This is a genomic window from Leptospira mayottensis 200901116, assembly GCF_000306675.2.
Classification (GTDB): Bacteria; Spirochaetota; Leptospiria; order Leptospirales; family Leptospiraceae; genus Leptospira; species Leptospira mayottensis.
In genome coordinates, this window is record NZ_CP024871.1 from 899,981 (window position 1) to 924,587 (window position 24,607).

Below are 24,607 nucleotides of genomic sequence, written 5' to 3' on the forward strand. Positions count from 1 at the left end.
ATCAAGTCGAGTAAAACGATTTGTAAATAACGGCTTACGGATATCTTGTTCGTTATGTTTGATCCCATGAAATTAGGATCATATTCTTATTATAGGATTTTTCAGAAGTGCGCCTGGATTGTCATATTACTGTTTCTTTTTACGGATTGTAAAAAAAGCGAGAAAAAGGAAGAAGTATTACCTCTTGAGGATCGGATCAAACTTGCCAAGATTGATTTGAGCGAATCAAGTTCCGGCCTTAAAGTTTTGGGTTCCGTTTCTTTTTTCAAGAAGGCGGAGGTTACTTCCAAAATTTTGGGGAGAATTCAACAATATTTCAAAGAAGAAGGGGATTCAGTTCTTACCGGAGATGTTCTTGCAAAAATGGAAACTTTGAATTTAGAAATTCAATTATCTAAGGATCAATCCAGTGTGGAAGTTCAAACCCGTCAAAGGGACCTGGCGTCCGCCAAACTACTCATCGCCAAACAAAGGGTGGATCGGGAATTGGCGAATATCGAAAAGGCAGAGGCAGACGTGAGGGACTCGAAAGAAATTCGGAATAATCTTTTGCGCAGCGCAGAAAACAAAAAAAAGCTAAACGAAGCCGGAGCTGTTTCTGAAACGGAATTGAAATCCGTGGAAACATCTTTGAACTCTGCCGAAATTTCACTTTTCAAAGCCGAAAAAAATCTCGCCAGTCTTAGAATGGGTTATAGACCGGAAGATTTAAATAAAGCGAATATTCAGATTCCGAAAACTAAGACAGGATTAAAGGATGCTTATATAAAATTAAATACTATGATTGAGAGCGCCGAATTGGACATGGCCGAGGCAAACCTTAAATCGACGCTTAAAAATATGGAATCCACACAACTTTTATTAAAGGAATCGAATATTAAAAGTCCATTATCAGGAATGGTTGCTTCCAGAATTAAGGAACAGGGAGAAGCGGTCAAGGAAGGGGAGGCTTTGTATATCATTGTCGACACTTCTAAAGTGATCTTGAAGTTTAACGTCGGTGAATCGGAACTGTGGAAACTGAAAAAGGATCAGAAAGCGAATTTTATCGTTGATGCTTATCCGGGGCAAAACTTTGAAGGAAGAGTTTATATCATCAGCCCAATCGTCGATCCGCAGAGTAGGACGGTGGAAGTAAAGGTTCTCGCTCAAAATGAAAAAAAACTTTTAAAGCCGGGTATGTTTACACGTGGTTACATCCTTCAAGAGGACGCTCGAAAAAAAACCTTTTTAATTCCGCTCAAAGCTCTCATTAAGAATAAGGAAGGCAAGAATGGAACCGTCTTTGTTGCAAACGAGGAAAATCGGTTGTTTGGCGTGGAAGTGGAAATCGTTAAAGAGGAAGGCGATTTTGCGGAAGTATTAGGAAATCTTGAATTAGGGCGATATATTGCGGTTTCCGATTTGAATGAACTCAAGGAAGGTCAAAAAGTCAAAGTTCCAAAGGAACAAACTTCCCATTCGATCGAAGAGAAATCTCATTGACAAGTGATGAGTATGCTGAATACGCTCGTTCCGGAAATGTTTCCCACTCCGTTTGGGATTGTGCAGATTTTGGCGTTTGGCTGTGTTAACACTGTAACCGAATATGAGTCTCCGTTTTTATAGGCCTTTGCAAATCGAAATACGCCGTTTAAATTGATCGTCAGTAAATCAGAATTGTTGTTCTGAATGATGACGCTACTAGATAAAGCTAGGCCAGTTATGGTCCCCCCAACATAGTAGGAATCGTTGTTTGGATTTTGATTTTGTCCGTTCTCCGCAGCGGTAACGATGGAAAGTAGTCTTGATTTAAAATCTTTTTCCCTCTGATCCTCATGATTCGTTTTTCCGCATCCTGAAACTGATAGATAGATTAACAGATAAAAAGTCTTTAAAAAGTGGTTCATTTTTCAATCAAGATATGTTTGGGTAAGAATTCTTTCGAACATTTTTCGAAACTCGTTTGGAAAATGTTACAAGGAGTCAGTGGACTGCATAACCCACATAAAATGTAATAGTTGGAAGTTGATCTTACACTTCTTAAAATAAAACAAAGAGAAACTCAACAGAACGCTTCCTAAGGGCGCGTTCTGGGCCTTTTGAAGTTAGCGGAGACTTTGGGGAACGTCTCAAAGGCGTGTAACGTTATGGGCTATTCCCGAGATAGCTTCTATCGTTTTCAAGAGCTATACGAGAAGGGAGGAGAACTCGCTCTCCAAGATCTGAGCAGACGTAAACCGAATTCTAAAAATCGTATCGAACCGGAAAAAGAAGAAGCGGTAAAGAAGATGGTGATCAACTTTCCCGCGTATGGTCAACAGAGATCATCGAATGAACTCAAGAAACAAGGGATCATCGTTGCCCTGCAACCGTTCGGAGTGTATGGGTTTGTCACGATTTGGAAACCTTCTCTAAAAGACTAAAGGCTTTAGAAGCGTTCATGGCCCAAGGCAATCCTCCCGTATTAACCGAATCACAAGTGCAAGCATTAGAAAAAAGAAAATTAGAGAAGCAGGTTGAAGGTGAGATAGAAACTAAAACATCCCGGATACTTGGGATGCCAAGATACGTATTACGTGGGCACAATCAAGGGCGTAGGAAGGATTTACCAACAGACCTTTATCGATTCCTATTCTAAAGTGGCGATGACAAAACTTTACGACAGGAAGAACGCTTTAGTAGCTGCTGATATGTTAAACGACAAAGTGATCCCCTGGTTCGAAGAAGAAGGACTTCGGTTGTTGAGGATTTTAACCGATAGAGGAACTAAAGTATTGTGGAAATAGGGAGCACCATGAATTCCAATTGTTCCTTGCTTTGGAAGATATAGATCATTCGAAAACAAAAGCAAGGCATCCTCAGTCCAACGATATTTGTGAAAGATTTCACAGAACCATTCAAGATGAATTCTATGCGATTGCTTTCAGAAAGAAGGTATACAATTCGATTGAAGATTTACAAAAGGATTTGGATCAGTGGATCGATTCGTATAACAAGGAACGTACGCATCAAGGCAAGTATTGTTTTTGTAAAACTCCGATACAGACTTTCCTTGACACGAAGGAATTAGCTAAGAATAAGTATCTCGACAACTTACAGTTTTCGTTATAAACGGGAACGGAGTGTAAGATCAACTTTAACTATTACAGTTAAAATTTATCAATTAATCTCTTTTCTGTTATACGGCGGTATGTTTTTTGCGTGGGATCAGTGTTTTGCGATAAAATTAACGTTACTCAATTTATAGAGATCAGTGGCGGGGATTTTTCCTGCAAATTCTCTAATAAAATACTCATTTTTTAAAAAAGCTCCAAATTTTCATTCTTTTGTGATTATTTTATTCCGATATATTCACAAAGGAAAATTAATACACCCAAATCGGAAAGGTCTACAAATGAATCTCATTCCTTTTAAAATCAAAAACTCGTATCACACTGCACTCGTTTTAAAAACACAATTGAACCTTCTTTCTACTTTGGAAAAGGAAATGATTCCGAGATCCACTCGCCACGACTGGAAAAATCGTGATCTGAACAGTATGATCGGATATGACGAGAATGATCCGATCTTTAAAAATTTGAATTTATACAAAAAAGCGTTGGAAAGCAAAACTTTTATCAAAGCGTTCAAGTCCCTTTTCTCCCTTTATTCTTTTTATAATTCTTTGTCCGAGAATATTCAAGGGAAAAGAAGGATTTGGAATGATCGAAAAAAAGAAATTGCTTCTCTGATTGAGAAAATTGCTCCTTTTTTCAGTCTCAAACGTGCCTGTCGTTTTATGAAGATTTCCGTTCAACGTTATCGCAGATGGAAAAAAGAAATTCATTGTGTATCTTCCGCATTCAATCTTTGTAGAAAGTTGCATCCTAAACAACTTACGATAGAAGAACAACAGATTATCTCCAAATATCTTAAAAATCCTGAATTCTTCAATTGGCCTTTGCGTTCTCTATTTTACAAAATTCTAAAGGACGGTTCCGCGTTTTTCAGTTTGGCTACGTTTTACAAATACGCCAAAGTTCTCGGTCCTGCACGAGAAATCATTCGAAAGGCAAGGAGAAGAACCGGGATTCGTGCTTCTTCTCCTTTAACTCTTCTTCATATGGATACTACCATCTTACGCGTGCAAGATGGTTCTAAAGTATATATTCATTTTATTATGGATAATTTCTCCCGAGCAATTCTCGGTTGGAAAGCTTCAGTCGAATGGAATTCTAAAAATACTCTTACGAACCTTCAAGAGGTTTGCGAAAAATTCAATCTCTTTTACAAACCCATTCGACTTCTCTGCGACGACGGTTCTGAAAATGCAGGTGAAGTCGATTCCTTCCTCAATCGACCCGGTCTTTTTATCAAAAAGTTAATCGCTCAAGTCGACATTCATTTCTCAAACAGTATGGTCGAAGCACTTAACAAAATTATGAAATACAGATTCTTGTTTCCTAAAAATCTCGCCTCTTTTCAAGATGTCATTCGAACCTTAGAAACCGCTGTCCCGATTTACAATTCTCGTCCCAGCGGTGTTTTATTCGGGTATTCCCCCAACGAAGTTTTAAACGGCGCCATTCCCGACAGGCTCTTGTTCTCCGAACAGATCAAACAAGCCGCTTCCAATAGACCAAAGATCAACAGTGGTGACGCTTGCGGTTCTTGTTGAAGTAGCTTTCCCGCTGTCCGAATATCCGGACAAACCTTTTCAGGTTTCACAGAGAAGCTGCAGGGCTGATTTGTAGAAACTGGATTTACCGTTTCTGAAAAAGTTTCTGAATCAAATTCTTCCGTTTTTAATTCTTTCGATTTTATCTTTGGTTTTTTAGTCGTGTTTATTTCTTTTTGTAACTCAAGCAAATTAGGTTCTAATTCACTTTCCGACTCAAAAGACCATCCTAAAATAGGATCTAATGTTTTATTAGAAACCGAGTCGACTAAAACGGATAATACCGTAAAAGCAGTAATTCCATGCAAAAGAAAAAAGACTAAAAACGGAAGACGATAGGGGAAATTTTTATTCCCGGACGCCGGACTCGTTTTAGATCGTTTGATTCTTTCTAACATCGTTTTTTAAAGACTAACAAAACCGTTACAAATTCAATTTCTAACAAAGATTAGCTGACTTCATCGGAAGTGTAGTCACGCGGATCTATGTTCGGTTTTGTAACAAAGACGAATCTTGTGATTTTCATAATACAATGCAATCACAATTTTCTAAAAAATCTGAAACCGTTTGCGGGACAAATTATTAAGGTTGGGTTTGGAGCGGTTTTAGGTGTTGGTTTTGACTAAAACTTAAGAGTGCTGGGTTTTCGTTTCCGGAAAAATGGGGGGACCTCCGTGTTTTTTTGGGGTAATTCTTTTACGAGGCCTTGTCTTTAAATTGTTTGTGTGGGGTAAATCTCTAATTCCAGTTTTATCAAGGTTGAATGATAAAACGAATTGGGTTTCCTTTTCTTTCGTCCAAGTCTTCCAGACATTGATTCAATTCCTCTAATGTGTGGTGGGAAGTAATCGAATGAGAAAGATTGATTTTCCCTTTAAGGTATAGGTCGATTATTTCGGGAATCGCTCTACGATCGGAACCGTACGAACCCAGGACTGAAATCATTCTTTCGATTAAAATAAAAGGAATCTGAAATTTCAAAGGTTGTCTTCCAATTCCCACGAGAACGATTCTGCCTCCGGGATTCATTGCGCGTAGAGATTCTTCTATGTTGGACATATATCCCGAAAAGTCCGCGAGTAGATCCACTCCGTTTGTAATTTCTTTGAGAGTTTTTCCCGGGTTTCGAATCTCTTTCAAATTGATAATTTCATCGGCTCCGTACTTAGCCGCATTTTCCAATGGTCCTCTTTCCACGTCTAAAGCGATTACTTTTCCGTCGGTCATAGCTCTCGCAACTGCGACCGCATGGATTCCAAGGCCGCCACAACCGAAGATAGCAACTGTATCTCCGTTTTGTATGTTTCCTCTGTATCGAATCGCGTGGTAAGGAGTGGAAACTGCATCCGCAAGAATTGCTCCTTGATCAAACGGGATCGCATCCGGAAGGGAATACAAATAACGTTCTTCTACGATATTATATTCTGCAAAACCTCCGTCTCTATCAAATCCGAAAACTCCTACGTCTTTACATAAGTTTTCGTATCCCGCTTTGCAGTAGGAACAAACTCCGCAGGAGGTACCTGCGGAGATTACGACTCGATCTCCTTTTTGAAAACGACTTACGTTTTCACCTACTTCCTCGATTACACCTGACGATTCGTGGCCGGGAATTCTTGGAAAATGTTTACATTTGAGGGTTCCATGGATTACAAGATGAACATCGGATCCGCAGATTCCGCAGGCTTTGATTTTTATTTTTACTTGTCCGGGTTTGAGTTGCGGAACTGGAACTTCTCTGATGTCTAAAATTTTTTTACCGGATTCTAAAACTGCGGCTTTCATTTTCCATTCTCCTTTATAAAAACGTGACGTAAATTAAGATCATTGATATGTCGGTCAAGATGATTAGATATACATCCTTTCCCATTGATTTTTGGAAATTCTATTCTTGAAAAACGTCTATGAGTTCGGAATTTTTTCGGGTTTCGCACTTGAATCAGGAAGATCCGGTTTTTTCATGGAATTAGAATTGTTCTCAATGTAAAATCAGTGATTCGATCAATAGATAAAAGTCTATCCTCGAAAAACAGTTGCCCAGTATGCAACAGGGTAACTGTTTGTGTTTTGCAGTTTGGGACAAAAACCCTTCCGAAGGAATAATATGGAACCAGAAACAATCTACCGGGAGATCAAAGCTAGCCAAAACGGACAAGACTGGCATCATAAAAACTGCTTCGGTTGTGGTCCTGATAACACAAAAGGGATTCATGCAAGTTTTCCCTTTCACGAAGAAAGCGGAGAAGTTCGATTTCCGTTTAAAATAGAAAAAGCTTTCGAAGGGGCGCCGGGTTACGCTCACGGAGGAGTTTTAGCGACTCTTCTCGACGAAGCTCAGGGAGTTCTTTGCTTTCATCTCGGGCATTTCGTAATGACCGACCAACTTTATATGCGTTATCACAAAGCGGTTCCACTCAACGAGGAGGTTGAAGTTCGCTGTTGGGTCACGATGGTAAGAAGAAGAAGGCTTTATACAAAGGCTACGATTCATCTTTTCAAAACTGGCGAACTTTTGGTTTCTTCCAAAGCGCGTTGGTATGATATGTCAGAAAGGACGATGAGGAGAATGTTTCAAGAAACCGTTTTTCCGATTGATACTCTTCTTCAAGTTTTAGAAGTGAATCAAAAACGTGGTAAGGAAATTCGAAAACGCCTCAAACTTCAAAACATAGTTCCCTAATTTTTTTCTCGTTTGGAAATTGCAATTGGAAGCATCGTTAAAGGGTGGGGAGTCATTTCAAAATTACTAAAACCTATCTCAAAAATACTTTATCTTTATTTAAAACGATGATTCCGATCATTCTCAGATATTTTTGAGATAGGTTTTAACAATCCCGATGTGATAATGTATATAAAGCGGATATCTGAAAACTTGTTCCAAAACTTCAACGAAATCATAATGACTCGGTGGTTAGTAAAAACGTAGTACTTCTCGATATAAAACGGGAAAAAGATTAAACCCTTTCCCAGTCCATTTTGATAACGAGAATGTAATTATCTCTGAGCGTATAGGTAAAGATTACAACCTGTTTATGAAGATCCATATCATAAACAGGCTCCGTGACGGTCCACTTCGCAGAACTCTGAACTACCTTTGCCTTATGACGAATGAAAAAAGGTCTCCATGCATAGTTATTTCCAATTTCGGTCAGGTTGGAATCCCATTCTTCTCCGGGATGGGAACGGAAATACGTGGGAGTGATCTGATAACCGAAGATATCACAGGCAAAGACGGAAAGAATTTCGGATGGTAAGTTGGAGAGCATGAGATGAAGGACTAAAGGAAGATCATCCCTTCCGTTGTGACGAAGCGTTTCCAATTTCTCACCTAAGGCGTCAATGATCTCCTGGCCTTTTTGAAATTCTTCCAGCAGTTCCATAAATCGAAGACCCGAGAACTTTTCCAAAGCGTCTCTAAGAGTTCTGTTGAATTGTTTCTTATCCTGAAATTCGACTTGTGGTCTTGAAAAATAAAATCCTTGGAGTAAATTTGCTCCCATGGAAAGCGCGAGATGTAATTCTTCTTCGGTTTCAATTCCTTCGAACAAAAGATCGGAACCTAGTTTTTGGGACATGTCGGCGATTGCACTCAGTACATTTTTGAAGGACCTTCGGTTTAAACTTTCCCGCATGATCTTAATGTCGACCTTTATTATATCTGGATGGATATAACCGATTCTTTCCAAATTGGAAAACCCAACTCCAAGATCGTCGACCGCGATCTTGAACCCGTAGTCTTTGAATACGTTTACGATCGAAAGAAGTTTTTCGATACTTCCGTCGAACTTATCTTCCGTGATTTCTAAAACGACTTCCGAAGGTGAAATGTCGTATTTTTCCATAAGATTCAGAACGTGAAGTCTTTTGAGATCTAAAACATCTCCCGTATGAATCATAGAGAGAAAGTTAGGCATCATGTTAAGAAAAAGTTTGGTTTTTACGCCCGAGTCTTTAAGATGACGGATCGCTTTTTCCCGAATTAGTCGGTCAATTTGGATGAGACGAATTGTATCTAGTTCTGGATTGTGGAACTGATAACCAAGAGAACGATATTCGTTTTTTTCGGGAAAATAAAATCTTCCTAGAACCTCGTATCCTATAATATTACAATTGGTAACTTCTAGAATGGGTTGATAATGAGGCTGATAGTAGTTCTCGCCGTAGGAAAGTAAATTGCTTTTATCCTGGCTGTATAACATGATCTTCTTTAAAAATCTATTTACTAAAATCCATTAAATGGGTTCCGACAAGCAAAATTCTGGATAAAAAGTATCAAATTAAGTAGAAGAAAAGATTACATTCTTCTTTTTTTTTTGAAACCTCTGAAAAAACTGACAATCTTAAAGGTATTGGCATGAAAGAGGCGATTGGCCATTTACTCAACCCTTCAACATTAGAACCCAATTTTGGTCTCTATTCAGGGACTCTTGGAATTGATAACTCTAGAGAATACAAAACTTCTTTCTTGTCTTCCTTGAAAAAAATAGACTCCATTTTAGTCGATTTGATTACAGGAGAGTTTCTTTTAGGACTTCGAATTTTTCGAGGTCCAGGGGCCTGTAAAACTCTTCTCAATCTTTGGTTTTTTGAATCCGGAAATTTTAGAGACTTCGAATGGGTTGGAAGTCCGGGCAAAGAATTTTTATCCAAGGGTACATTTCGAAATGGATATTGGAGTTTTACGCAAGGGAATCAACGATTCAACTTTCGTTTGGATGATACGATTCAACAAGGTTATACTCATTCTTCTATTTTTACTTCGGATTTAAATCTACAACTTGACGCTCTCGTAAGCATCGTGGAAAAAACAAACAAACCCGTTTCTTCTTTGGGAATTTCCGGGAAGGATTGGTTATTTCGGTTGATTTCTCCGGATCTTCAAGTGAGAGGTCAACTTGCTATCGACGATAGGACTTGGAATTTGGAATCTTCGGAGAGATTAGCCTATAGCGTCACCACTGGTTTTGAAAGTATGTCTTTTCTACCAGAATCGCGCATCTACGGTTTTGGGTCGGGGAAAAATTCGTTTCGTTTGAACTGCAATAAAAACTCTGGAATTCTACTTTGGAAAAACGGAGTTCCTACATTCTTAGAAACCGCTAGTTTTAAGAAAGAATCTCTGTCTTATGTTCTTCACGACTCTTCCGATCAAATCGAACTTACGGTCACTCCGGTAAGAACGACCCGCCAAATAATTTCCGGTTTTTTCGGGAAAAAAATTCCAATGGAAAGAGTGGAAGGGAAGGTTTCCGGTAAAATCCGAATCGGAAACAAAAAAGAAACAATCAAAAAAGGTTTCGCGATTTTAGAAATCTGAAGTCCCGCAGTATAAGAAAAAGTGTCCGGTTATTTGACGGCATTTTTGAGTACATAAAAATGCAAAAAGTCTTATATGGATTCAGAAAAGATTAAGTTTTAAAGACTGTAAATCTTCCGGAAAATCTCAATTTAGAAAACGTTAATAAAAGCAAATGCCGACGAGGGAATCCTTACTTAGATGGGATTGTTTGAAATGATCCTTGTAGTCTGAAAGTTCCATTTACAGTACAAGAATTTATTTTCGTATTTTATACCGATCTTTTCCAAAAAAAACTTTGAGTTTTCTTTATTATACTACTCGGATGCATAAAAATGATGCCAAAAATTAAGGGACGATTTTTGCAAAGATATAGAAGTCCTCACAAAACTGCATCGAATCCAAAATCGTTGGCTTTTTGAATAAGATCGAACATTCTAACTTTTTAAATAAATTTATTACAGTATTCTTTTCATGCGTTCGAGTAATAAGCGTATGAATTTTTGTAGTTGCATTTCTATATAGAAATTTATTCTCATCTCGTATTTTACCATCGTACTTTTGTTTTGTGCTCAAGCCGTATTCAAGTCTAAAACGAAAGAATACTTCAAAATTTTACCTAAGAGGGAGTTTTGGGGAATCAAGTTTGATTTTTTTTGCATCGGTTGACTTTCGTTTAGAGAAGTACTATAATTAAAAAATTCAAAATCGAAAAAACAATAGAAAAGGAGCTCGAAAAAAATGAAAAGATGGATAATATACCTCGTGGCGATTTGCTTTATGCTCGTCTTTACCGATTGTAAAGCGAAAGACGACGATGATGATAAGGAAAAAATGTTTCTAGGATTGATAATAGCGGATCTTTTACATAATCCTTACGAAAAGATTACTCCTTCCGCCGGAACGATCACGGTTTCTGGAGCAAATTATTCAAATAGAGCTTATAATCCTTCTTGTTCTGGGTCGAGTGGGAATACTACATTCTCTTTTTATAGAAAAAAGGTAAGTACATCCAATAAAAAACTTCTCATCAATTTTATGGGAGGGGGAGCTTGTTGGAGCGGATACAACTGCTTCGGATCGAATACGACTACATATTTCAATCAACTCAATAGTGTTCCCGATTTGTTTGTAAAGTTCGTCTTTCAAGGTGTAATGAATGCGAATAACGCTTTAAATCCGTTTAAGGACTATGATGTGGTTTTTATTCCGTATTGCACGGGAGATCTTCACTTCGGTTCCAAGGACATGACTTATACTGACCCAAATACAGGATCTCAAGTCGTCGTACAACATCGGGGTTACGACAACGTCCTTGCGGCTTTGAAATACGTTCAGTCGGAATATCCAGGAGTTCAGAATGTATTCGTTACCGGACAGAGTGCGGGAGGTTACGGGACTTTATTAAATTATCCGATTGTTCGTGAAACGATTACGGGTTTGAATGCATCCGCAAAGGTCAACATGCTTATCGATGCGTCTAACGGAGTGATTCCAAATGGATTTTTTTCCAATCTAAGTACTCAGTGGGGAGCTGATTCTAGTCTTCCGACCTGGGTAACAGGGATCACTGCCAACTATCTCACTGTCGGTAATCCTTCCATCCAGGATTTTTTCACAAAGGTTTCCACTTACTATCTAGGTTTGGGAGACAAGACCGGACAATACACGGCTGTTTTTGACGGAAACCAAAGATTCTTTTATAAGGTAATGAATATCATCAATGCGGCTCCGGCTTATTCGAATGAAAAAACAACCGATCCTTATGATTCCTCTAAAACATATTCCGCACTGTTTGGCGATACCGACGGGAGTTCGGTTCCGGATGGCACTCTCGCGTCTACGGACGGATCGACCTGCGGTTGGACGCAACAAGCGGTCACTTCTATGAATGGAATCTCTGGTGCGGCGGCTAATTATTCGTATTATATCGCTCCAGGTGATGTGCATACGATCACCACATCGGAAGATATGTATAGATTGGATTCTGGAGGAACTAATTTTCTTGTTTGGCTCACGACTCTTTCTACAGGAGTAAAGCCTGGAAACGCGAAGTGTACTACAAGTGGAGGAGATTGTGTTCATTCGAATTTTACGAAGAATACGATCAATCTCGCCTTAGGTGCGGTCACTTCGGATCAATCTTATGCAAATAATAAAAACTTATCGGCTACTTGCGGGTCAGTCGTAGGACTCTAAAGTGAGGACCCACACTACCTCTAGGGTCGTGTGGGTTTTTAATCTTTTTATTAATTTTAAATCTGAAAATTAAAATGACTTTCTTGTATCGGCGGTTTTGGTTTCGACATACGGAATGAGATCAGAGAAATTCAAAAGCCCTGAGGTCTGGATTGAAACGGACACTCTCTAAAAATCAGGTTCATTGGATTTTTTCTTTTCTTCGTGGAAAAATGTCGGACTCAAAAAAAGGAATTGTAAGTTTATTAAAAACTTGTACTGAAAATATAGGATGATAGAACTCCTATGAGAATTTAGTAAAGTCTGTTTGAAAATCAAGGGACGTAATCTGCGGGAATTTCTGGGTATTTACCTTTTTTACAACTTGTTGAATGATTGTATTTGATTGAGTTTAAGATGAAATTGTAACGGAATGTTCTTTTAACTGCCTGAAATATTCCGAAGAACTCTACCGAGGATTTCAGGCTCAAGCAAAAGAGCGAATACAATTCCGCACAATGCACCCCAAAGATGAGCGTCGTGATTGATTCCGTCCGAGTGTCCGCTTTTCGAGGAAAAATACGTGTAAACTAAATACAAGACCGCGTAAATCGCTCCTGGAATCGGGATTGGTATGAACATCATGTAAAGGGATAGATTCGGATAAAAAAGAATCGTAGCAAACAAAACGCCGCAAACACCACCGGATGCACCTAACGTTGCATAAAGAGGGTTTTCTAGATTTTTTCTCCAAGAGATGACGCTCGTAATTAAGATCGTCCCGAGATAAAAAAGAAGAAACTTGATGGGACCTACAGTCATTTCTAAATTTTTTCCGAAGGAATAAAACGAAATCATATTGAAGATTAAATGCATCCAATCTGCGTGTATAAAGCCGGAAGTGAAAAGAGTATAATAATTCTTGTTTCTTTTCAATCGATACGGGGTAAGAATAAACTGAGCTAGTTTATCCTCGGAAGCAAAACACCAAATACTTAAACCGAAAGTGACGAGACAAATCAGTATTGTGATCAAAATAGATTTCCTTTTTGTTAGTTTTCAGTCGTTTGGATAGATAACATCTTATCTCTTAAGATAGCGGCTCTTTCAAAGTCGAGTTCTTTTGCTGCCTTCATCATTTCTTCTCTGAGTTTGTCCTTCAATTCTTCCTTGTTTGGGAACTTTTTGGAATTAAATTTTTTCTCCACGTCTTCAAGAACCAGATCTGCCGAAGTCCTTTCCTTTTCCTCTCGTTCGATAATATCGCTGACTTCTTTTCGGATCGTAAGAGGGGTGATTCCGAATTTAAGATTATGATCTTCCTGAATTTTTCTTCTGCGTTTTGTTTCATCAATCGCTTTGGCCATAGAGTCCGTGATCTTGTCCGCGTAAAGGATTGCGGTTCCGTTCACGTTTCTCGCGGCGCGACCGACCGTTTGTATTAAGGATTTATAATTTCTTAAAAAACCTTCCTTATCCGCATCCAAAATCGCGACTAAAGAAACCTCGGGAATATCCAGACCTTCTCGTAAAAGGTTGATTCCGATCAGAACGTCGTAGATACCTTTTCTCAGATCTCGGATGATAGCAACCCGATCTAAGGTTTCCACCTCGGAATGAAGATACGCTACCTTCAGGCCGATCTCTTTGTAATAGTCAGTAAGATCTTCCGACATTTTTTTAGTCAGTGTCGTGACAAGGATGCGCTCGCCTGCGTCGATTCGTTTGCGGATTTCCACAAGAAGATCTTCGATCTGATTTTTAGTGGAACGCACTTCCACGATCGGATCCAAAAGTCCGGTTGGTCGGATAATCTGTTCCACGATTTTGGAACTTTTTTTCATTTCGTAATCTGCCGGAGTTGCGGAAACATAGAGAGTTTTCGGAGTCAAAGTTTCGAACTCTTCAAAATTGAGAGGTCTATTATCGAGCGCGCTCGGAAGTCTAAAACCGAAGTCGACTAATGTTTGTTTACGTGCTTTGTCTCCCGCGAACATTCCTCCGATCTGGGGAATCGTCACATGAGACTCGTCCACGATCAGAAGAAACTCTCCTTGAAAATAATCGATCAAACAAGCTGGACGTTCTCCCGCCTTTCTCCCCGTGAGATGTCTGGAATAATTTTCGATCCCGTTGCAGTACCCCATTTCCTGAAGCATTTCCATATCGTAATTCGTGCGGGATATAATTCTTTCCGCTTCCAAAAGTTTTTCGTTTTTCCTAAAAAAAAGGGCTTGGGCTTCCAATTCCGCTTTGATGTTTTCGATCGCCTCTTTCACTTTCGGACCGGAAGTGATAAAGTGTTTTGCGGGATAAATATAAGTTTTTTCTAATTTAAAAATCGTTTGTGCGGTTACTGGATTGATTCTGCTGATCGAATCAATCTCGTCTCCGAAAAATTCGATTCGGATCCCATCTGTGTGATACGCGGGATAAATTTCGATCGAATCCCCGCGGACTCTAAAGTTCCCTCTAGAAAAGTCTATGTCGTTTCTATTGTATTGGATATGTAACAGTTTGCGGATTACCGTGTCCCTTTCGACCGTGTCTCCCACTTTTAAAGTGACTACTGAATTCGTATATTCTTCCGGAGAGCCTAAACCGTAGATACAAGAAACCGAGCTGACGATAACGACGTCCTCTCTTTCCAAAAGGGAGGACGTAGCCCTGAGTCTGAGTTTGTCGATCTCTTCGTTGATGGAACTATCCTTTTCGATAAATGTATCCGAAGAGGGAACATATGCTTCCGGCTGATAATAATCATAATAGGAAACAAAATATTCTACTGCATTCTCAGGAAAAAATTCCTTAAACTCCCGGAAAAGTTGGGCTGCCAAGGTTTTGTTATGCGACAAGACTAAGGTCGGAAGTCCGAGGTTTTGAATCACCTGAGCCATCGTGAAAGTTTTACCAGAGCCGGTTACTCCGACCAGTGTGACTTTTTCTGCACCTTTTTGAAAGGAGTTCGCGATATTTTCGATCGCTTTAATCTGATCTCCGGCAGGTTCGTATGCGGAATGGATTTTAAAAATGGAAGCCATAAGGACTAAGACAGTTTTTTCTTGGCGTTGAACTGAGCTTGTTTTTTACCCTCTAGAATTTCAAGATCGAGTTCGTCAAAAAGTTTTTGCATGACCATCATACCGCGCATCAGAGTCGCAGTGGAAGAAAATTTTCCTCTTTCAATGTCCTGTTCCAAATTCAGTTCTTTAAGATTATTGATGATTTTGATAAAAAGAGTCAGGGAACTGTCTATGGAATACTCCACTTCGACTTCAGTGCCGTCTCCGTATTTGACTGCGTTTTCTACGGCTTCCAAAACTCCAATACAAACATCGGTTACGATATCTTCTGGAGTTTCTTGGTTTTTGAGAAAAAATTCGAAACGACTTCGGACGTATTGCATCGGTTGATAAGCAATTTTACCGAGCAGAATATAACAATCTTTAGATGGAAATTTTTTTCCTCGGATTTGATCGGGATGAATATGAAATTCTTTGGAGTTGAGTTCGTTTCGTTTCACGTAACCGGAATCTACGAAACTTTCCAGGATATTTCTTACGACGAAATTTTCAATGTCGGGTTCGTCTTTGAATTTGCGAAGAGTTTCCATCCGAATCCAAGCGAAAAAGTCGTTTGCGGTTCCGGTTAATCCCTGAGAAAGCATCGACTGAATCTGTTTTTCGATTTTTCCTCTGGAAAGGTGGAAGCTCATACTTTATCCATTCGGGTGCGGAATTCTGAATGTGTAAATTCGTTTTTACCAGGATCGGATTTGACGCATTGCTTCGTACGAAATCACGGCGACCGAATTGCTTAAATTCAAACAACGGGAAGGATCTTCCATCGGAATTTTTAAGACCCGTTCTTCACTCCAGGAATTTTTCATTTCCGTAGGGACTCCAGAGGTTTCATTTCCAAACAAAAAAGCATCACCTTCCTTATATCGAACATCAGTGTAAGAACGTTTGCCGTAAACTGAAATTAGATATAGATCGGTTCCGGATGGAAGGATGGCTTTATATTTTTCTAAAGAAGAATGGAAAGAAATTTTCACTTTATCCCAGTAATCTAGCCCGGCTCTACGCGCCGCTTTTTCGGAAAGGTCGAAGGATGCTTGTCCTATGATATGAAGTTCCGCTCCTAAAGCAACACAGAGTCTCGCGATGTTTCCGGTATTGGGAGGGATTTCGGGTCTGTAAAGACCTATGTGCAAGGACATAGAATCATCTTTTCTTATTTTTGTTCAAAGAGTTTTGAAGGAGTGCTCCGAACGAACTCGTAGAACCGCTTGTATCCGCACTCAGATAACTACTGTAGTCCATCCTTTCCTGAATCTCCTTCGCTTTCTGAATCGAAAGCGAGATCTGTTTTTTTTCCGGATTTACTTCCATTACAAAAACGTCAATTACTTCTCCGGGCTTGAAACTCTGAGTCAAAGAAACTCGGTTTGGAGTTCCGGTTTCTCTCGCCGGAACAAGGCCATTGAAATGATCGTCTAACTTTACGAACAAACCAAAAGGTTTGAGAGAATCGATTGTTCCTTGAACAATGTCTCCTTCCTTAAACGGAACGGTTTGCGCCCAAGGATCCTTTAGAAAATCCTTAACCGTTAATGCGAACTTCTGATTTTCCCAATCGATTCGGAGAATTCTTGCTCTTAAAGTTTGACCGACTTGAAATTCTTTTTCTAGTTCGGGATTCTTTTTGTAGGTCGCTTCGCTGATCGGAATGAGCGCGGTAAGGCCGTCCATCTCCACGATAAGTCCGAAGTTCTGAATCGTTTTCACTTTACAGGTGACGAACATTCCTTCTTTGAGTTCTTGTTTCAAAATTCCTAATTTTGCTTCCTTTGCCTTATCGGAAATTTTCTTTTGAGAAACGATGAACTTGCCTTTAGTGTCTTGGATCAAAAACTTTGATCGTTTCCCGGACAATCCCGATTTTTTAAACTCGGGATCGATTTGGGAAAATGGACAAAATGCAATAAATTCCCCGATTCTAACCTCGGCTCCGGAGTCATTTTGTCCGATGAATTGTCCAAGTACTGGAATCTCGGCTCTTTTAGCAATTTCTAATAGATCTTTGTTCAGAGAATCGCCGCTGAGACATGTAGTAAAGTGAATGTCTCCGTGATCTTCTTTGAGAAAATAAGCTTCGATTTCGTTGCCTTGCTTTGGAAGTTCCGATTCTATAAATTCTTCCGAAGAAATAATTCCGGGGAGGTTTCCTTCTTTTGTGGTAACGAAAACGAAGTCTTTTTTCGCGGAGTTCACGATCGCGGTGACTCTAGTCCCCGATTCCATTGCCTTTTTCTTTTTAAAGGAAGCGTCTAACATTTTCTCAAAGAGTTCTTTTTCGGATTCTTTCATTTTTTCCTCTTTTTTTGACTGGAAGCCGGTTCCCTTTTTTCAGATGGATATGAAATTTCTCCGGCGATGATCTTGCGGAGAGATTTCAAATTCTTTAAATCGACGAGCGGGTCTTCCGTAAAAATATTTATGAATGCGGGTTTGTCTTCTCTGATTTTGCCTTCGTGCGGAGCTTCGATGAAACTACAAGTGGATTCAGTGGCGATCCGAATCGTTTCTTCGTTACCGAGCGCGCCCGCAAGAATCTCCATTTCTTTCCAACCTCCGATTCCAGGGTGCACGTGAAGATAACCTGTGCCGGATGCGAGAAGCATTCTTTGACTCAGGTTTTTTTGCCTTCCTAAAAAAGCAAGATAGGAATTGTATTCTTTCTCCGCATCTTTTCGATCTTCTTCCTGAATGTGAGTCAGTTTCCCAGCAAATTCGGGTTCGGGTGCGATATTTTTTGCAAAGTAGGGACTCCATTCTTTTATGGCAATTAAGTCGGCTTCCCATTCAGGAGTTCCCGCTATCTTCTGATAGTAATATACGGAAAACATAGGACCCCAGATTAGATTCTGAAACACACCTGGAGAGGTTCTTTCCGTGATTCCTTCGGGAATTGGATGATATAAGATTGGAATCCCCGCGTTGATTCCCTCTAAAATACTGAACTCGTCACCAAAGGCGGATAACGCTAGTTTGATTTTCTCGGCGTCTGCAGTTTTTTTCAACTGATATAAGAACGGACCGTCAAAGACAAACGATTCTCCTTCTTGATAACGATAGAATAAATGAACGGGAGAGGTTGGTCTCTTTTTCATATTCGTTACCGCTTCTCGGGAAGAACGAATTACGTTATAGCCCGGGAGGTTTCCTAACTTTTTCGTTTCGGAACTTTCGGCGATCCAAGGAGTATCCGATTTTTTTACCCAGGGGGAACTTCTCTTTAAACGTTGTGCGTCTTTCAAAAGTGTTTCGACCCAAGCCGGATCTCCCACCGAAAGGATTCCGGTAAAGCCGTGGGCAAAGAAAGATTGTAGTGAAAGAAAAATTCCGGCTCTGTCTTTTTGTCCTCCGAGCGAGTCTGTTGAAAGAGTGACATTCGCATCACAAAAACCGGGAAGTGCATAAGAAACTTTTCCTGAGAAAGAATTTATTTTTCTGATCGAGATGATTTTTCCCTTTTCAATTCTAATCTCGGAAGGTTCGGAATATTCTTTTTTTCCGGGAAGAAGATATCTCACGGGGTTTAAGATTATGGATTCGGGATTCACTGATGAAGTGATAAACAGTAACATGAGAGAAAAAAAGGAAGATTCAAAAAGAACGCCGATTTGTCGGAATCTTGAAAAATGTCTCTTTTTTCTTTTTCCTAAAATGACTCTCTTGACAAACAAAACAGATTCCGAAATGTTCATGGATGATGGAGCAGGAATATATATCCGATAATATCCGGTTAACAATTGAGAACGGAAGAATTCTGTCTCTGAAAACCCATAGGATGACTCGTTCTGTCGAAGAGCATATCCAAAAGGCAGTCGGACTGATTTTGGATAGAGTAACTTATCCTACTTTGATTCCTACGGTTTATACTATAATAAAAGAGTTGGTGATCAATGCCTGCAAAGCAAACCAAAAAAGGATTTTTTTCGAAGAAAAAGGTTTGAATCTAAACGATATATCCGACTACGAAAAAGGAGTCAGAGAGTATAAGAGTATTTTCAGCGAAGAAATGTCCGAATGTTACGGTCAAAAGGCGAAGAAAAAAGGATATTATTGTCTTATTAGTTTTTATTACTCTTCGGACGGAATTCGTATCGAAGTAGTCAATAATGCTCCCATTACAGAACAGGAAGAAAAATCTCTCCGCGAGAAATTAGAAAAAGGGATGCGTTATAACGACATCGCGCAATTTTATTTGGACAACGAAGATAACACCGAAGGTGCTGGTCTGGGACTCGCTCTCATTTTAATTATGCTCAAGGGCGAAGGAATCGATCCTTCCTATTTTAGAATCATCATTCAAGAAGACGTTACGATTGCAAGATTAGAAATCCCTCTCACCCCTAATTTTCAGAGTGTTCGAAAAACTCGATCATAAAAAATTAAATGCGGCTTCCTCTCTCCGTTTGTATTATCACACTCAACGAGCAAGACAACATAGAGCGTTGTCTTAGACCTCTAAATTTCGTTTCCGAAATCATCGTAGTCGATTCCGGTTCTAAGGATAAAACCGTAGAGATTGCCAAAAAACATAAGGCCAAAGTTTACAAAAGAAAATTCGACGATTATGTAAGTCAGAAAAACTTTGCTATTTCTCTCGTTAAAAACGAATGGGTTTTAACTCTAGATGCGGATGAAGAAGTCTCTCCGGAATTAAAAGAAGAAATTCTGGCTTTGTTTCAAAACGGGCTCCCCGCTGTAGACGGATATTCCACTCCGAGGCTCACTTGGTATTTGGGGAAATGGATCCGTCATGGAGGTTGGTATCCCAATCGAAGGATTCGGCTCTTCCACAAATCCAAAGGAAAATTCGGAGGGGGACTTGTTCACGAGACAATTCAACTTCAAGGTATATGCAAAAAATTGAATTCTCCCATATATCATTATTCCTATAAAAGCATCGGAGATCATGTCCGTTACATTAATACATATTCCGAATTAGGTGCCCGGGAAAAATATGGAGCTGGGAAAACGAGCGGTCTTTTTTACGCGGTTCTGGAAGGATTCTACAAGGCGTTTTGGATGTATTTTATTCGATTTGGATTTCTAGACGGGAAACAAGGTTTTGTTCTGGCAATTTTGGGATTCTATTATAATTTTCTAAAGTATATTAAATTGTACGAATTGAATTTAAAGGATAAGAAAAAAGTTTAACACATTCGTATCCCGGTCTACAGACTCATTTTGACAAGATTTTTTGTCGAATCATTCTTTTTGACCGCATAACTATATCAAGGATATGATAAGTTTAGATTCGTTTTGTTTTTTTAGTCTCCATCCGAATTGGAAGGTAGGGCGTTTGCTCCTAAAATTCCTATGATTTCCGTCGCAAAGATTATGCGAAGTTCTCTGAATCTTAAATAAATTTCCGTATTTACGAAGTTGAGATTTCCGACGAGGTCGGCCTTAAGTGTCGCGGATGCGTTAATTCTTTCTTGAATGAGAGATTTTAATGTGGTAATTTTTGTTTTAACGCGAGCATCTAACGCGCTGTTTTGAAACTGAACGAGATAACTTAGGGATCTCGCTTCGTTATCTCCTGCATTACCGTAATAAACGAGTTCTAATCCTTCTAGAGATGACAATAGATCTTGATAGGCGGTATCGCTATAAATTGATTCCAGCTTTGTGGGATATTGAGTCGTTCCTGCAACCGTGAGGCCCGCCGGAACTCCGACTCGAATATCTTGATTCGTATATTCCAACTGAACTAATCCGTTGATGAACGAGTCAGTCGCATCCTTGATCCCGCCGAAGGAACCTTTTCCTGAAGCTAATTCTTCCGCAAAATTCCCGGAAGAAGAATTCCAGGAACCAAGAAGTCGTTGTGCGTCCAATTGAATCACATTTGCGAGAGAAACGATATAGGCTCTTCTTCCCGCATTTGCATTTGCCGCATTGATTGCGGCAATCGTATGCGCCCCGTTACCGTCATCGAAAATGAAATATTCCAATGCGGCAAATCCCTTTCGAGTAAGAGGATACGAATCGACCGTACTCGTATTGGGATTGGTTGCGGCGGCTAGATTCAAATCGTTTGCCGTCGGACGGTTGTTTTCTCCTAAAATATAACCATCTAATTTGTGAAAGAAGTTCGAAGGAAGATAGGATCGGTTGATATAAAAGGTTTCGGATTGTTTGAAAATTCTTCTCGCAGCCAACCATTTCGTTTGAAGATCCGCAAGAGTGGCCGCGTTCTGATTCGCTTGGTACGAGGCGGCGCTCGTTTTTAACTCGTCGGTTGCTGTTAGAAGATGGGCGAGTTGAGGAACGGCGACTCGGTTGGCCGTATAATTCAGAAATTCCCCTGTACTTGCGTTCGCGAATAACGCGACTAACAAAGTTTCTGTTCCTGTAATTTTTCCGAAGTCTTTGCAGCGAATTCCAGATAATAGGATCGCCGCGCTCAGAGTGAGAATTTCGATTCCTTTGGCGAGATATGTTCTCGCCAAAGGAATATTAATAGATTCTAAAATTCTCATAGAGATTCCAGGAATAGAATCAACTTATCCCGATCTTCTTTTGCAAGATTGACAAATTTATTTCTGGATGTCAAAGCTTCTCCCCCGTGCCATAGAATCGCTTCTTTATGGCCTCTTGCACGTCCGTCATGAAGGAGATGGTTATGGCCGTTGACTTTTTGGATGAGTCCCGTTCCCCAAAGAGGAGGGGTTCTCCATTCCGTTCCGGAGGCTTCGAAGTCTTCCCGGTTGTCTGCGAGATCGGGTCCCATGTCGTGAAGAAGAAGATCGGTATACGGTTTTATGTGTTGAAAAGAAATTTCCGGAAAACCCTCCGAGTGGCCCGTGAAAATGTAAGGCTTATGACAAGCGTTACATCCGATTTCCGAAAAGATTTCTTTTCCTCGAATCACATCGGGACGGGTCCAGTTTCTTCTTCCGGGAACACCTACAAGTTTGGTGTAAAAAGTTATTAACTCCGCAGTTTTGGTCGAAATTTCGGTTCCTTCGGGAGTTCCGTTTACGCCAGGAGGGGAAGCAAAACAGGCCGCCTGTGCGCCTACACAATTTTGATTTGGAAAAAGAGGGCTCGTGATTCCTATATCTCCTAAAAATGCTCCCTGATTTTGTTGTGATAAACTCGGTTCGTTGGCTTTCCATCCGAATCTTCCCAATACTTTCTTTTGGAGTTTTGCGTCCCAAACGAAATTCGGTTTTCCAGAGATTCCGTCGCCATTTGAATCGTTTTCATCTGCAAAGGAAAGAATGGTCGATTCTGGAATCGCTTCTAAAAGTCCGAGTCCTGGGATCATAGGAGAGGTTCGAGGAGATTGGTTTACGACTGGAGGTTGACCAAAACCCCAGTTCGTGATGGTGAACGTAGGTCTCCTCAGGGAATACGCTTCTCCATCGGGAAAATTTCCTGGTTCTTCCGCAAAGTTTACGGTTGTAGTTGCTTCCGGTGGGACTGCCCCAATTCCACGATTATTAATCTGAAGTCCGTAGTTGTCGAGTCCTACCGGTCCACCTGTGGTCGAATCTTTTCCGTTTTGGCTGACTCGAATCAACATAGTGGAAAAAACGTTACTCCCACTGGGAGGAGGAGTTCCTCTTCCGTCTTTTACGTGACAACCATTGCAGGAGGTGCTGTTAAAAACCGGTCCCAATCCGTCGGAAGCGGAATTTCCGCCTTGAACCCAAACTCGATTGAAGAATGAGTTCCCACCTTGAAAGTCTATATTTCCACCTTCTCGGAGATTTGCAGCGGCCAGATCGAAGGCGTTTACGGTGGTATCAAAAACTGTCGTTAAGCCGCCGGAATACTGCTCACCGGGATCCATATTTGCAAGGATAAGCAGGATTACCGCCAATTCTTGATCGTTGTTTTTTTTATGGTCAAAAATTTTAAGGTTACACTGAGTGAGCAAACAGAATAGGATTCCGCTAAGGAATCCTATTCGAATTTTTGAATTGATTGAAATCATAAAGGGAAACTCTTTTTTCGTCATGGTATTTTGATTTTCATTCATCTTTCCTATCGAACTTAAATAGAAAAATCGGTAATCGAAACGCCAACTCCTTTTGCGGCATCGGTGATCGTCTTTTTCATGGTATCTCCGATCAGCTTCTGGGTATCAAAAAGAATTTTATATTCGGAGTCTGTATTTCTGATAATTTGGTCGTATCTTCCCGTCAAAGATTTGGCTGGGCAAGTAGTCGTGTAGTTCGGATCGGCTGTTTGTTCCGGAAGATTGATACAAAATACGTCTCTGGATGCGGTTGCCTGGGCGCTGATTGGTGGAGCGCTGAGAGTCCCGAAAAGACTTCTTAGTCCCGGCCCTGTGGAAGTTACAGTTCCTTTTTTCAGTTCGTAAGATCCTGACCAAATGTTCAATACACTTTGAGCATTGTAGTAAAAGTCGGCTTTGGTAGTATCGCTGAAACAGGAATGTTCTTCTTCTTGTTGTCCGTCAAAGGTTCCGGTGAGTCTTTCTCCACCCCATTCTCCTGCGATGAATTTTCCAAGACCCTGAAAGATAGTAGTGATTGCGGCGTTAGGATTGGATTTCAGTGCGTCCGAATATCTGGAACCGTCCGCAAATTGATCTCGGATCAGTCCTAGTTGAAGAACAAGTCCGTCCGTAACGGCTTTCATATAAGCTCTTCTTCTGGCTCCGTTTGCATTTGCGTTTGCAAGTTCATTTGCGGTACGTTGTCCTGCGATTTCGTTGACTCCTCCGTTAGACAAATCTTGTCCCCAGAGAATATATTCGATTGCGTGCCATCCTACCGTGATTGCGGTTTCGTCGTCACCATCGACAGCATTATGTACTCCTGCATCTCCGTTTGCGGTTAGGATAGCGGCGTAGTTTGTTTGCGCATTATTGTCACCAATATAATTATCTATCGCACTTTCGTCTAACGGCCATGAGTTGATCAAACCTTCGCATTCTTCTTCTCCGGATCCATCCGGATTACTTCCGCAACCTAAGACGTCTACGTTATCGATCGGTCCGGAAGAAAAACGGAACGCTTCGGTTACTAGATAAGAAGCTCTTGCGATGATGTATAGATTTTTAAGATTTGCATGATCCGCTGCGCTCGGATTTGCATTTGCAGCGAATGCCGTTACTGCGGTTTGAAGATTGATAGCGTCTTTGTAGCTTTGGTCGTACGATTCGTAACCGAGTTGTAGATAACGATCGACTACTTGAGCTTTAGTCGCGGTCGGTTGGAATCCTACTGCAAGTAGAGAGAGTAAGGAATCGTTTGGTTTTTCTCCCGGCTTACAATTTAAAAGTAAGGCCTGTACCGCGATTGAAAGAAAAAAGGGGAAAGTAAATTTTTTGAGATTCATTAAAGTTTCCTGAAAGTTTTTAAAAAGATCCCGGCAGCGTTATCCGCAACCGGGGAATTTTCGATGAACTGGTTGTTATGATATTGATACCAATTCTCA

19 protein-coding genes and 1 pseudogene are annotated in these 24,607 nt (G+C 40.3%); 8 read left to right on the forward strand and 12 right to left on the reverse strand.

Features of this window, described 5'->3' with window-relative positions:
* Positions 1-54 precede the first annotated feature (54 nt).
* Positions 55-1,485, forward strand: coding sequence for an efflux RND transporter periplasmic adaptor subunit (locus tag LEP1GSC190_RS04080; RefSeq protein WP_002748186.1), 1,431 nt, complete (start codon positions 55-57; stop codon positions 1,483-1,485).
* Here LEP1GSC190_RS04080 and LEP1GSC190_RS04085 read toward each other — a convergent pair.
* On the reverse strand, positions 1,479-1,889 hold the full coding sequence (locus tag LEP1GSC190_RS04085) for a hypothetical protein (RefSeq protein WP_002763428.1): 411 nt from the start codon (positions 1,887-1,889) through the stop codon (positions 1,479-1,481). The genes LEP1GSC190_RS04080 and LEP1GSC190_RS04085 overlap by 7 nt on opposite strands.
* Before the next feature lie 183 nt (positions 1,890-2,072).
* Between LEP1GSC190_RS04085 and LEP1GSC190_RS04090 the strand changes: the two are divergent.
* Together LEP1GSC190_RS04090 and LEP1GSC190_RS04095 are read left to right on the forward strand one after the other, a co-directional pair.
* A pseudogene (locus tag LEP1GSC190_RS04090) lies at positions 2,073-3,093 on the forward strand (IS481 family transposase).
* Between the two features lie 283 nt (positions 3,094-3,376).
* On the forward strand, positions 3,377-4,639 hold the full coding sequence (locus LEP1GSC190_RS04095) for a DDE-type integrase/transposase/recombinase (protein ID WP_002745321.1): 1,263 nt from the start codon (positions 3,377-3,379) through the stop codon (positions 4,637-4,639).
* Between the two features lie 753 nt (positions 4,640-5,392).
* Here the strand turns inward: LEP1GSC190_RS04095 and LEP1GSC190_RS04105 are convergent.
* On the reverse strand, positions 5,393-6,424 hold the full coding sequence (locus tag LEP1GSC190_RS04105; protein WP_002745627.1) for a zinc-binding dehydrogenase: 1,032 nt from the start codon (positions 6,422-6,424) through the stop codon (positions 5,393-5,395).
* A 319-nt stretch (positions 6,425-6,743) separates the two neighbouring features.
* On the opposite strand from LEP1GSC190_RS04105, the gene LEP1GSC190_RS04110 reads away from it, so the two are divergent.
* Positions 6,744-7,319 (forward strand): PaaI family thioesterase, encoded by a 576-nt coding sequence (locus LEP1GSC190_RS04110; protein ID WP_002745540.1) that lies wholly within the window; start codon positions 6,744-6,746, stop codon positions 7,317-7,319.
* A gap of 274 nt (positions 7,320-7,593) precedes the next feature.
* Here the strand turns inward: LEP1GSC190_RS04110 and LEP1GSC190_RS04115 are convergent, their stop codons facing one another.
* Entirely contained in the window at positions 7,594-8,838 is a 1,245-nt protein-coding gene (locus LEP1GSC190_RS04115) for an EAL domain-containing protein (RefSeq protein WP_002745610.1), read from the reverse strand.
* A 155-nt stretch (positions 8,839-8,993) separates the two neighbouring features.
* On the opposite strand from LEP1GSC190_RS04115, the gene LEP1GSC190_RS04120 reads away from it, so the two are divergent.
* Positions 8,994-9,956, forward strand: a complete 963-nt coding sequence (locus LEP1GSC190_RS04120; RefSeq protein WP_002745561.1) for a hypothetical protein — start codon at positions 8,994-8,996, stop codon at positions 9,954-9,956.
* Positions 9,957-10,676: 720 nt separating this feature from the next.
* Positions 10,677-12,134 (forward strand): pectin acetylesterase-family hydrolase, encoded by a 1,458-nt coding sequence (locus LEP1GSC190_RS04130; protein WP_002745579.1) that lies wholly within the window; start codon positions 10,677-10,679, stop codon positions 12,132-12,134.
* 420 nt (positions 12,135-12,554) lie between these two features.
* Here LEP1GSC190_RS04130 and LEP1GSC190_RS04135 read toward each other — a convergent pair whose 3' ends face one another.
* Genes LEP1GSC190_RS04135 through LEP1GSC190_RS04160 form a run of 6 tightly spaced genes read right to left on the reverse strand, consistent with a single transcriptional unit; the run spans position 12,555 to position 18,885 of the window.
* Positions 12,555-13,148 (reverse strand): rhomboid family intramembrane serine protease, encoded by a 594-nt coding sequence (locus tag LEP1GSC190_RS04135; protein ID WP_002745441.1) that lies wholly within the window; start codon positions 13,146-13,148, stop codon positions 12,555-12,557.
* A 17-nt stretch (positions 13,149-13,165) separates the two neighbouring features.
* Positions 13,166-15,154, reverse strand: coding sequence for an excinuclease ABC subunit UvrB (gene uvrB / locus LEP1GSC190_RS04140; protein WP_002745619.1), 1,989 nt, complete (start codon positions 15,152-15,154; stop codon positions 13,166-13,168).
* Between the two features lie 5 nt (positions 15,155-15,159).
* Complete coding sequence (locus LEP1GSC190_RS04145; protein ID WP_002745499.1) at positions 15,160-15,828, reverse strand: ATP-binding protein; 669 nt, start codon at positions 15,826-15,828, stop codon at positions 15,160-15,162.
* A 45-nt stretch (positions 15,829-15,873) separates the two neighbouring features.
* A complete protein-coding gene (locus LEP1GSC190_RS04150; protein WP_002745650.1) occupies positions 15,874-16,335 on the reverse strand; it encodes a tRNA (cytidine(34)-2'-O)-methyltransferase in 462 nt (153 codons plus the stop codon).
* Between the two features lie 4 nt (positions 16,336-16,339).
* Positions 16,340-17,485 (reverse strand): S1 RNA-binding domain-containing protein, encoded by a 1,146-nt coding sequence (locus LEP1GSC190_RS04155; RefSeq protein WP_002745425.1) that lies wholly within the window; start codon positions 17,483-17,485, stop codon positions 16,340-16,342.
* Positions 17,482-18,885: a hypothetical protein gene (locus tag LEP1GSC190_RS04160; RefSeq protein WP_036047582.1), complete on the reverse strand. Its 1,404-nt coding sequence runs from the start codon at positions 18,883-18,885 to the stop codon at positions 17,482-17,484. Before LEP1GSC190_RS04160 ends, LEP1GSC190_RS04155 begins: the two co-directional genes overlap by 4 nt.
* A gap of 2 nt (positions 18,886-18,887) precedes the next feature.
* Here LEP1GSC190_RS04160 and LEP1GSC190_RS04165 point away from each other — a divergent pair, with 2 nt between their 5' ends.
* Together LEP1GSC190_RS04165 and LEP1GSC190_RS04170 are read left to right on the forward strand one after the other, a co-directional pair.
* Positions 18,888-19,568 carry a histidine kinase gene (locus LEP1GSC190_RS04165; RefSeq protein WP_036035770.1) on the forward strand — a complete coding sequence of 227 codons (681 nt, stop codon included), beginning with the start codon at positions 18,888-18,890 and terminating at the stop codon, positions 19,566-19,568.
* Between the two features lie 8 nt (positions 19,569-19,576).
* Complete coding sequence (locus LEP1GSC190_RS04170) at positions 19,577-20,344, forward strand: glycosyltransferase family 2 protein (RefSeq protein WP_002745381.1); 768 nt, start codon at positions 19,577-19,579, stop codon at positions 20,342-20,344.
* 113 nt (positions 20,345-20,457) lie between these two features.
* On the opposite strand, the gene LEP1GSC190_RS04175 is transcribed toward LEP1GSC190_RS04170, so the two are convergent.
* From LEP1GSC190_RS04175 to lruB, 3 genes are read right to left on the reverse strand one after another with little or no spacing between them, the layout of a single operon-like run.
* Positions 20,458-21,672 (reverse strand): imelysin family protein, encoded by a 1,215-nt coding sequence (locus LEP1GSC190_RS04175; protein ID WP_002745465.1) that lies wholly within the window; start codon positions 21,670-21,672, stop codon positions 20,458-20,460.
* The gene (locus LEP1GSC190_RS04180) at positions 21,669-23,159 is read right to left on the reverse strand and encodes a di-heme oxidoreductase family protein (RefSeq protein ID WP_002745629.1); all 1,491 of its coding nucleotides are present in this window, start codon (positions 23,157-23,159) and stop codon (positions 21,669-21,671) included. The genes LEP1GSC190_RS04175 and LEP1GSC190_RS04180 overlap by 4 nt, the downstream gene beginning before the upstream one ends.
* A 35-nt stretch (positions 23,160-23,194) precedes the next feature.
* Entirely contained in the window at positions 23,195-24,508 is a 1,314-nt protein-coding gene (gene lruB / locus LEP1GSC190_RS04185; protein WP_002745646.1) for an imelysin LruB, read from the reverse strand.
* Positions 24,509-24,607: the final 99 nt, after the last annotated feature.

What these genes read in the sequence shown, in the direction of transcription:
- LEP1GSC190_RS04080 (WP_002748186.1), top strand. Translation starts at nt 55, where the DNA reads ATGTTTGATCCCATGAAATTAGGATCATATTCTTATTATAGGATTTTT.
- LEP1GSC190_RS04085 (WP_002763428.1), bottom strand. Translation starts at nt 1,889, where the DNA reads ATGAACCACTTTTTAAAGACTTTTTATCTGTTAATCTATCTATCAGTT.
- LEP1GSC190_RS04095 (WP_002745321.1), top strand. Translation starts at nt 3,377, where the DNA reads ATGAATCTCATTCCTTTTAAAATCAAAAACTCGTATCACACTGCACTC.
- LEP1GSC190_RS04105 (WP_002745627.1), bottom strand. Translation starts at nt 6,424, where the DNA reads ATGAAAGCCGCAGTTTTAGAATCCGGTAAAAAAATTTTAGACATCAGA.
- LEP1GSC190_RS04110 (WP_002745540.1), top strand. Translation starts at nt 6,744, where the DNA reads ATGGAACCAGAAACAATCTACCGGGAGATCAAAGCTAGCCAAAACGGA.
- LEP1GSC190_RS04115 (WP_002745610.1), bottom strand. Translation starts at nt 8,838, where the DNA reads ATGTTATACAGCCAGGATAAAAGCAATTTACTTTCCTACGGCGAGAAC.
- LEP1GSC190_RS04120 (WP_002745561.1), top strand. Translation starts at nt 8,994, where the DNA reads ATGAAAGAGGCGATTGGCCATTTACTCAACCCTTCAACATTAGAACCC.
- LEP1GSC190_RS04130 (WP_002745579.1), top strand. Translation starts at nt 10,677, where the DNA reads ATGAAAAGATGGATAATATACCTCGTGGCGATTTGCTTTATGCTCGTC.
- uvrB (WP_002745619.1), bottom strand. Translation starts at nt 15,154, where the DNA reads ATGGCTTCCATTTTTAAAATCCATTCCGCATACGAACCTGCCGGAGAT.
- LEP1GSC190_RS04145 (WP_002745499.1), bottom strand. Translation starts at nt 15,828, where the DNA reads ATGAGCTTCCACCTTTCCAGAGGAAAAATCGAAAAACAGATTCAGTCG.
- LEP1GSC190_RS04150 (WP_002745650.1), bottom strand. Translation starts at nt 16,335, where the DNA reads ATGTCCTTGCACATAGGTCTTTACAGACCCGAAATCCCTCCCAATACC.
- LEP1GSC190_RS04155 (WP_002745425.1), bottom strand. Translation starts at nt 17,485, where the DNA reads ATGAAAGAATCCGAAAAAGAACTCTTTGAGAAAATGTTAGACGCTTCC.
- LEP1GSC190_RS04160 (WP_036047582.1), bottom strand. Translation starts at nt 18,885, where the DNA reads ATGAACATTTCGGAATCTGTTTTGTTTGTCAAGAGAGTCATTTTAGGA.
- LEP1GSC190_RS04165 (WP_036035770.1), top strand. Translation starts at nt 18,888, where the DNA reads ATGATGGAGCAGGAATATATATCCGATAATATCCGGTTAACAATTGAG.
- LEP1GSC190_RS04170 (WP_002745381.1), top strand. Translation starts at nt 19,577, where the DNA reads ATGCGGCTTCCTCTCTCCGTTTGTATTATCACACTCAACGAGCAAGAC.
- LEP1GSC190_RS04175 (WP_002745465.1), bottom strand. Translation starts at nt 21,672, where the DNA reads ATGAGAATTTTAGAATCTATTAATATTCCTTTGGCGAGAACATATCTC.
- LEP1GSC190_RS04180 (WP_002745629.1), bottom strand. Translation starts at nt 23,159, where the DNA reads ATGACGAAAAAAGAGTTTCCCTTTATGATTTCAATCAATTCAAAAATT.
- lruB (WP_002745646.1), bottom strand. Translation starts at nt 24,508, where the DNA reads ATGAATCTCAAAAAATTTACTTTCCCCTTTTTTCTTTCAATCGCGGTA.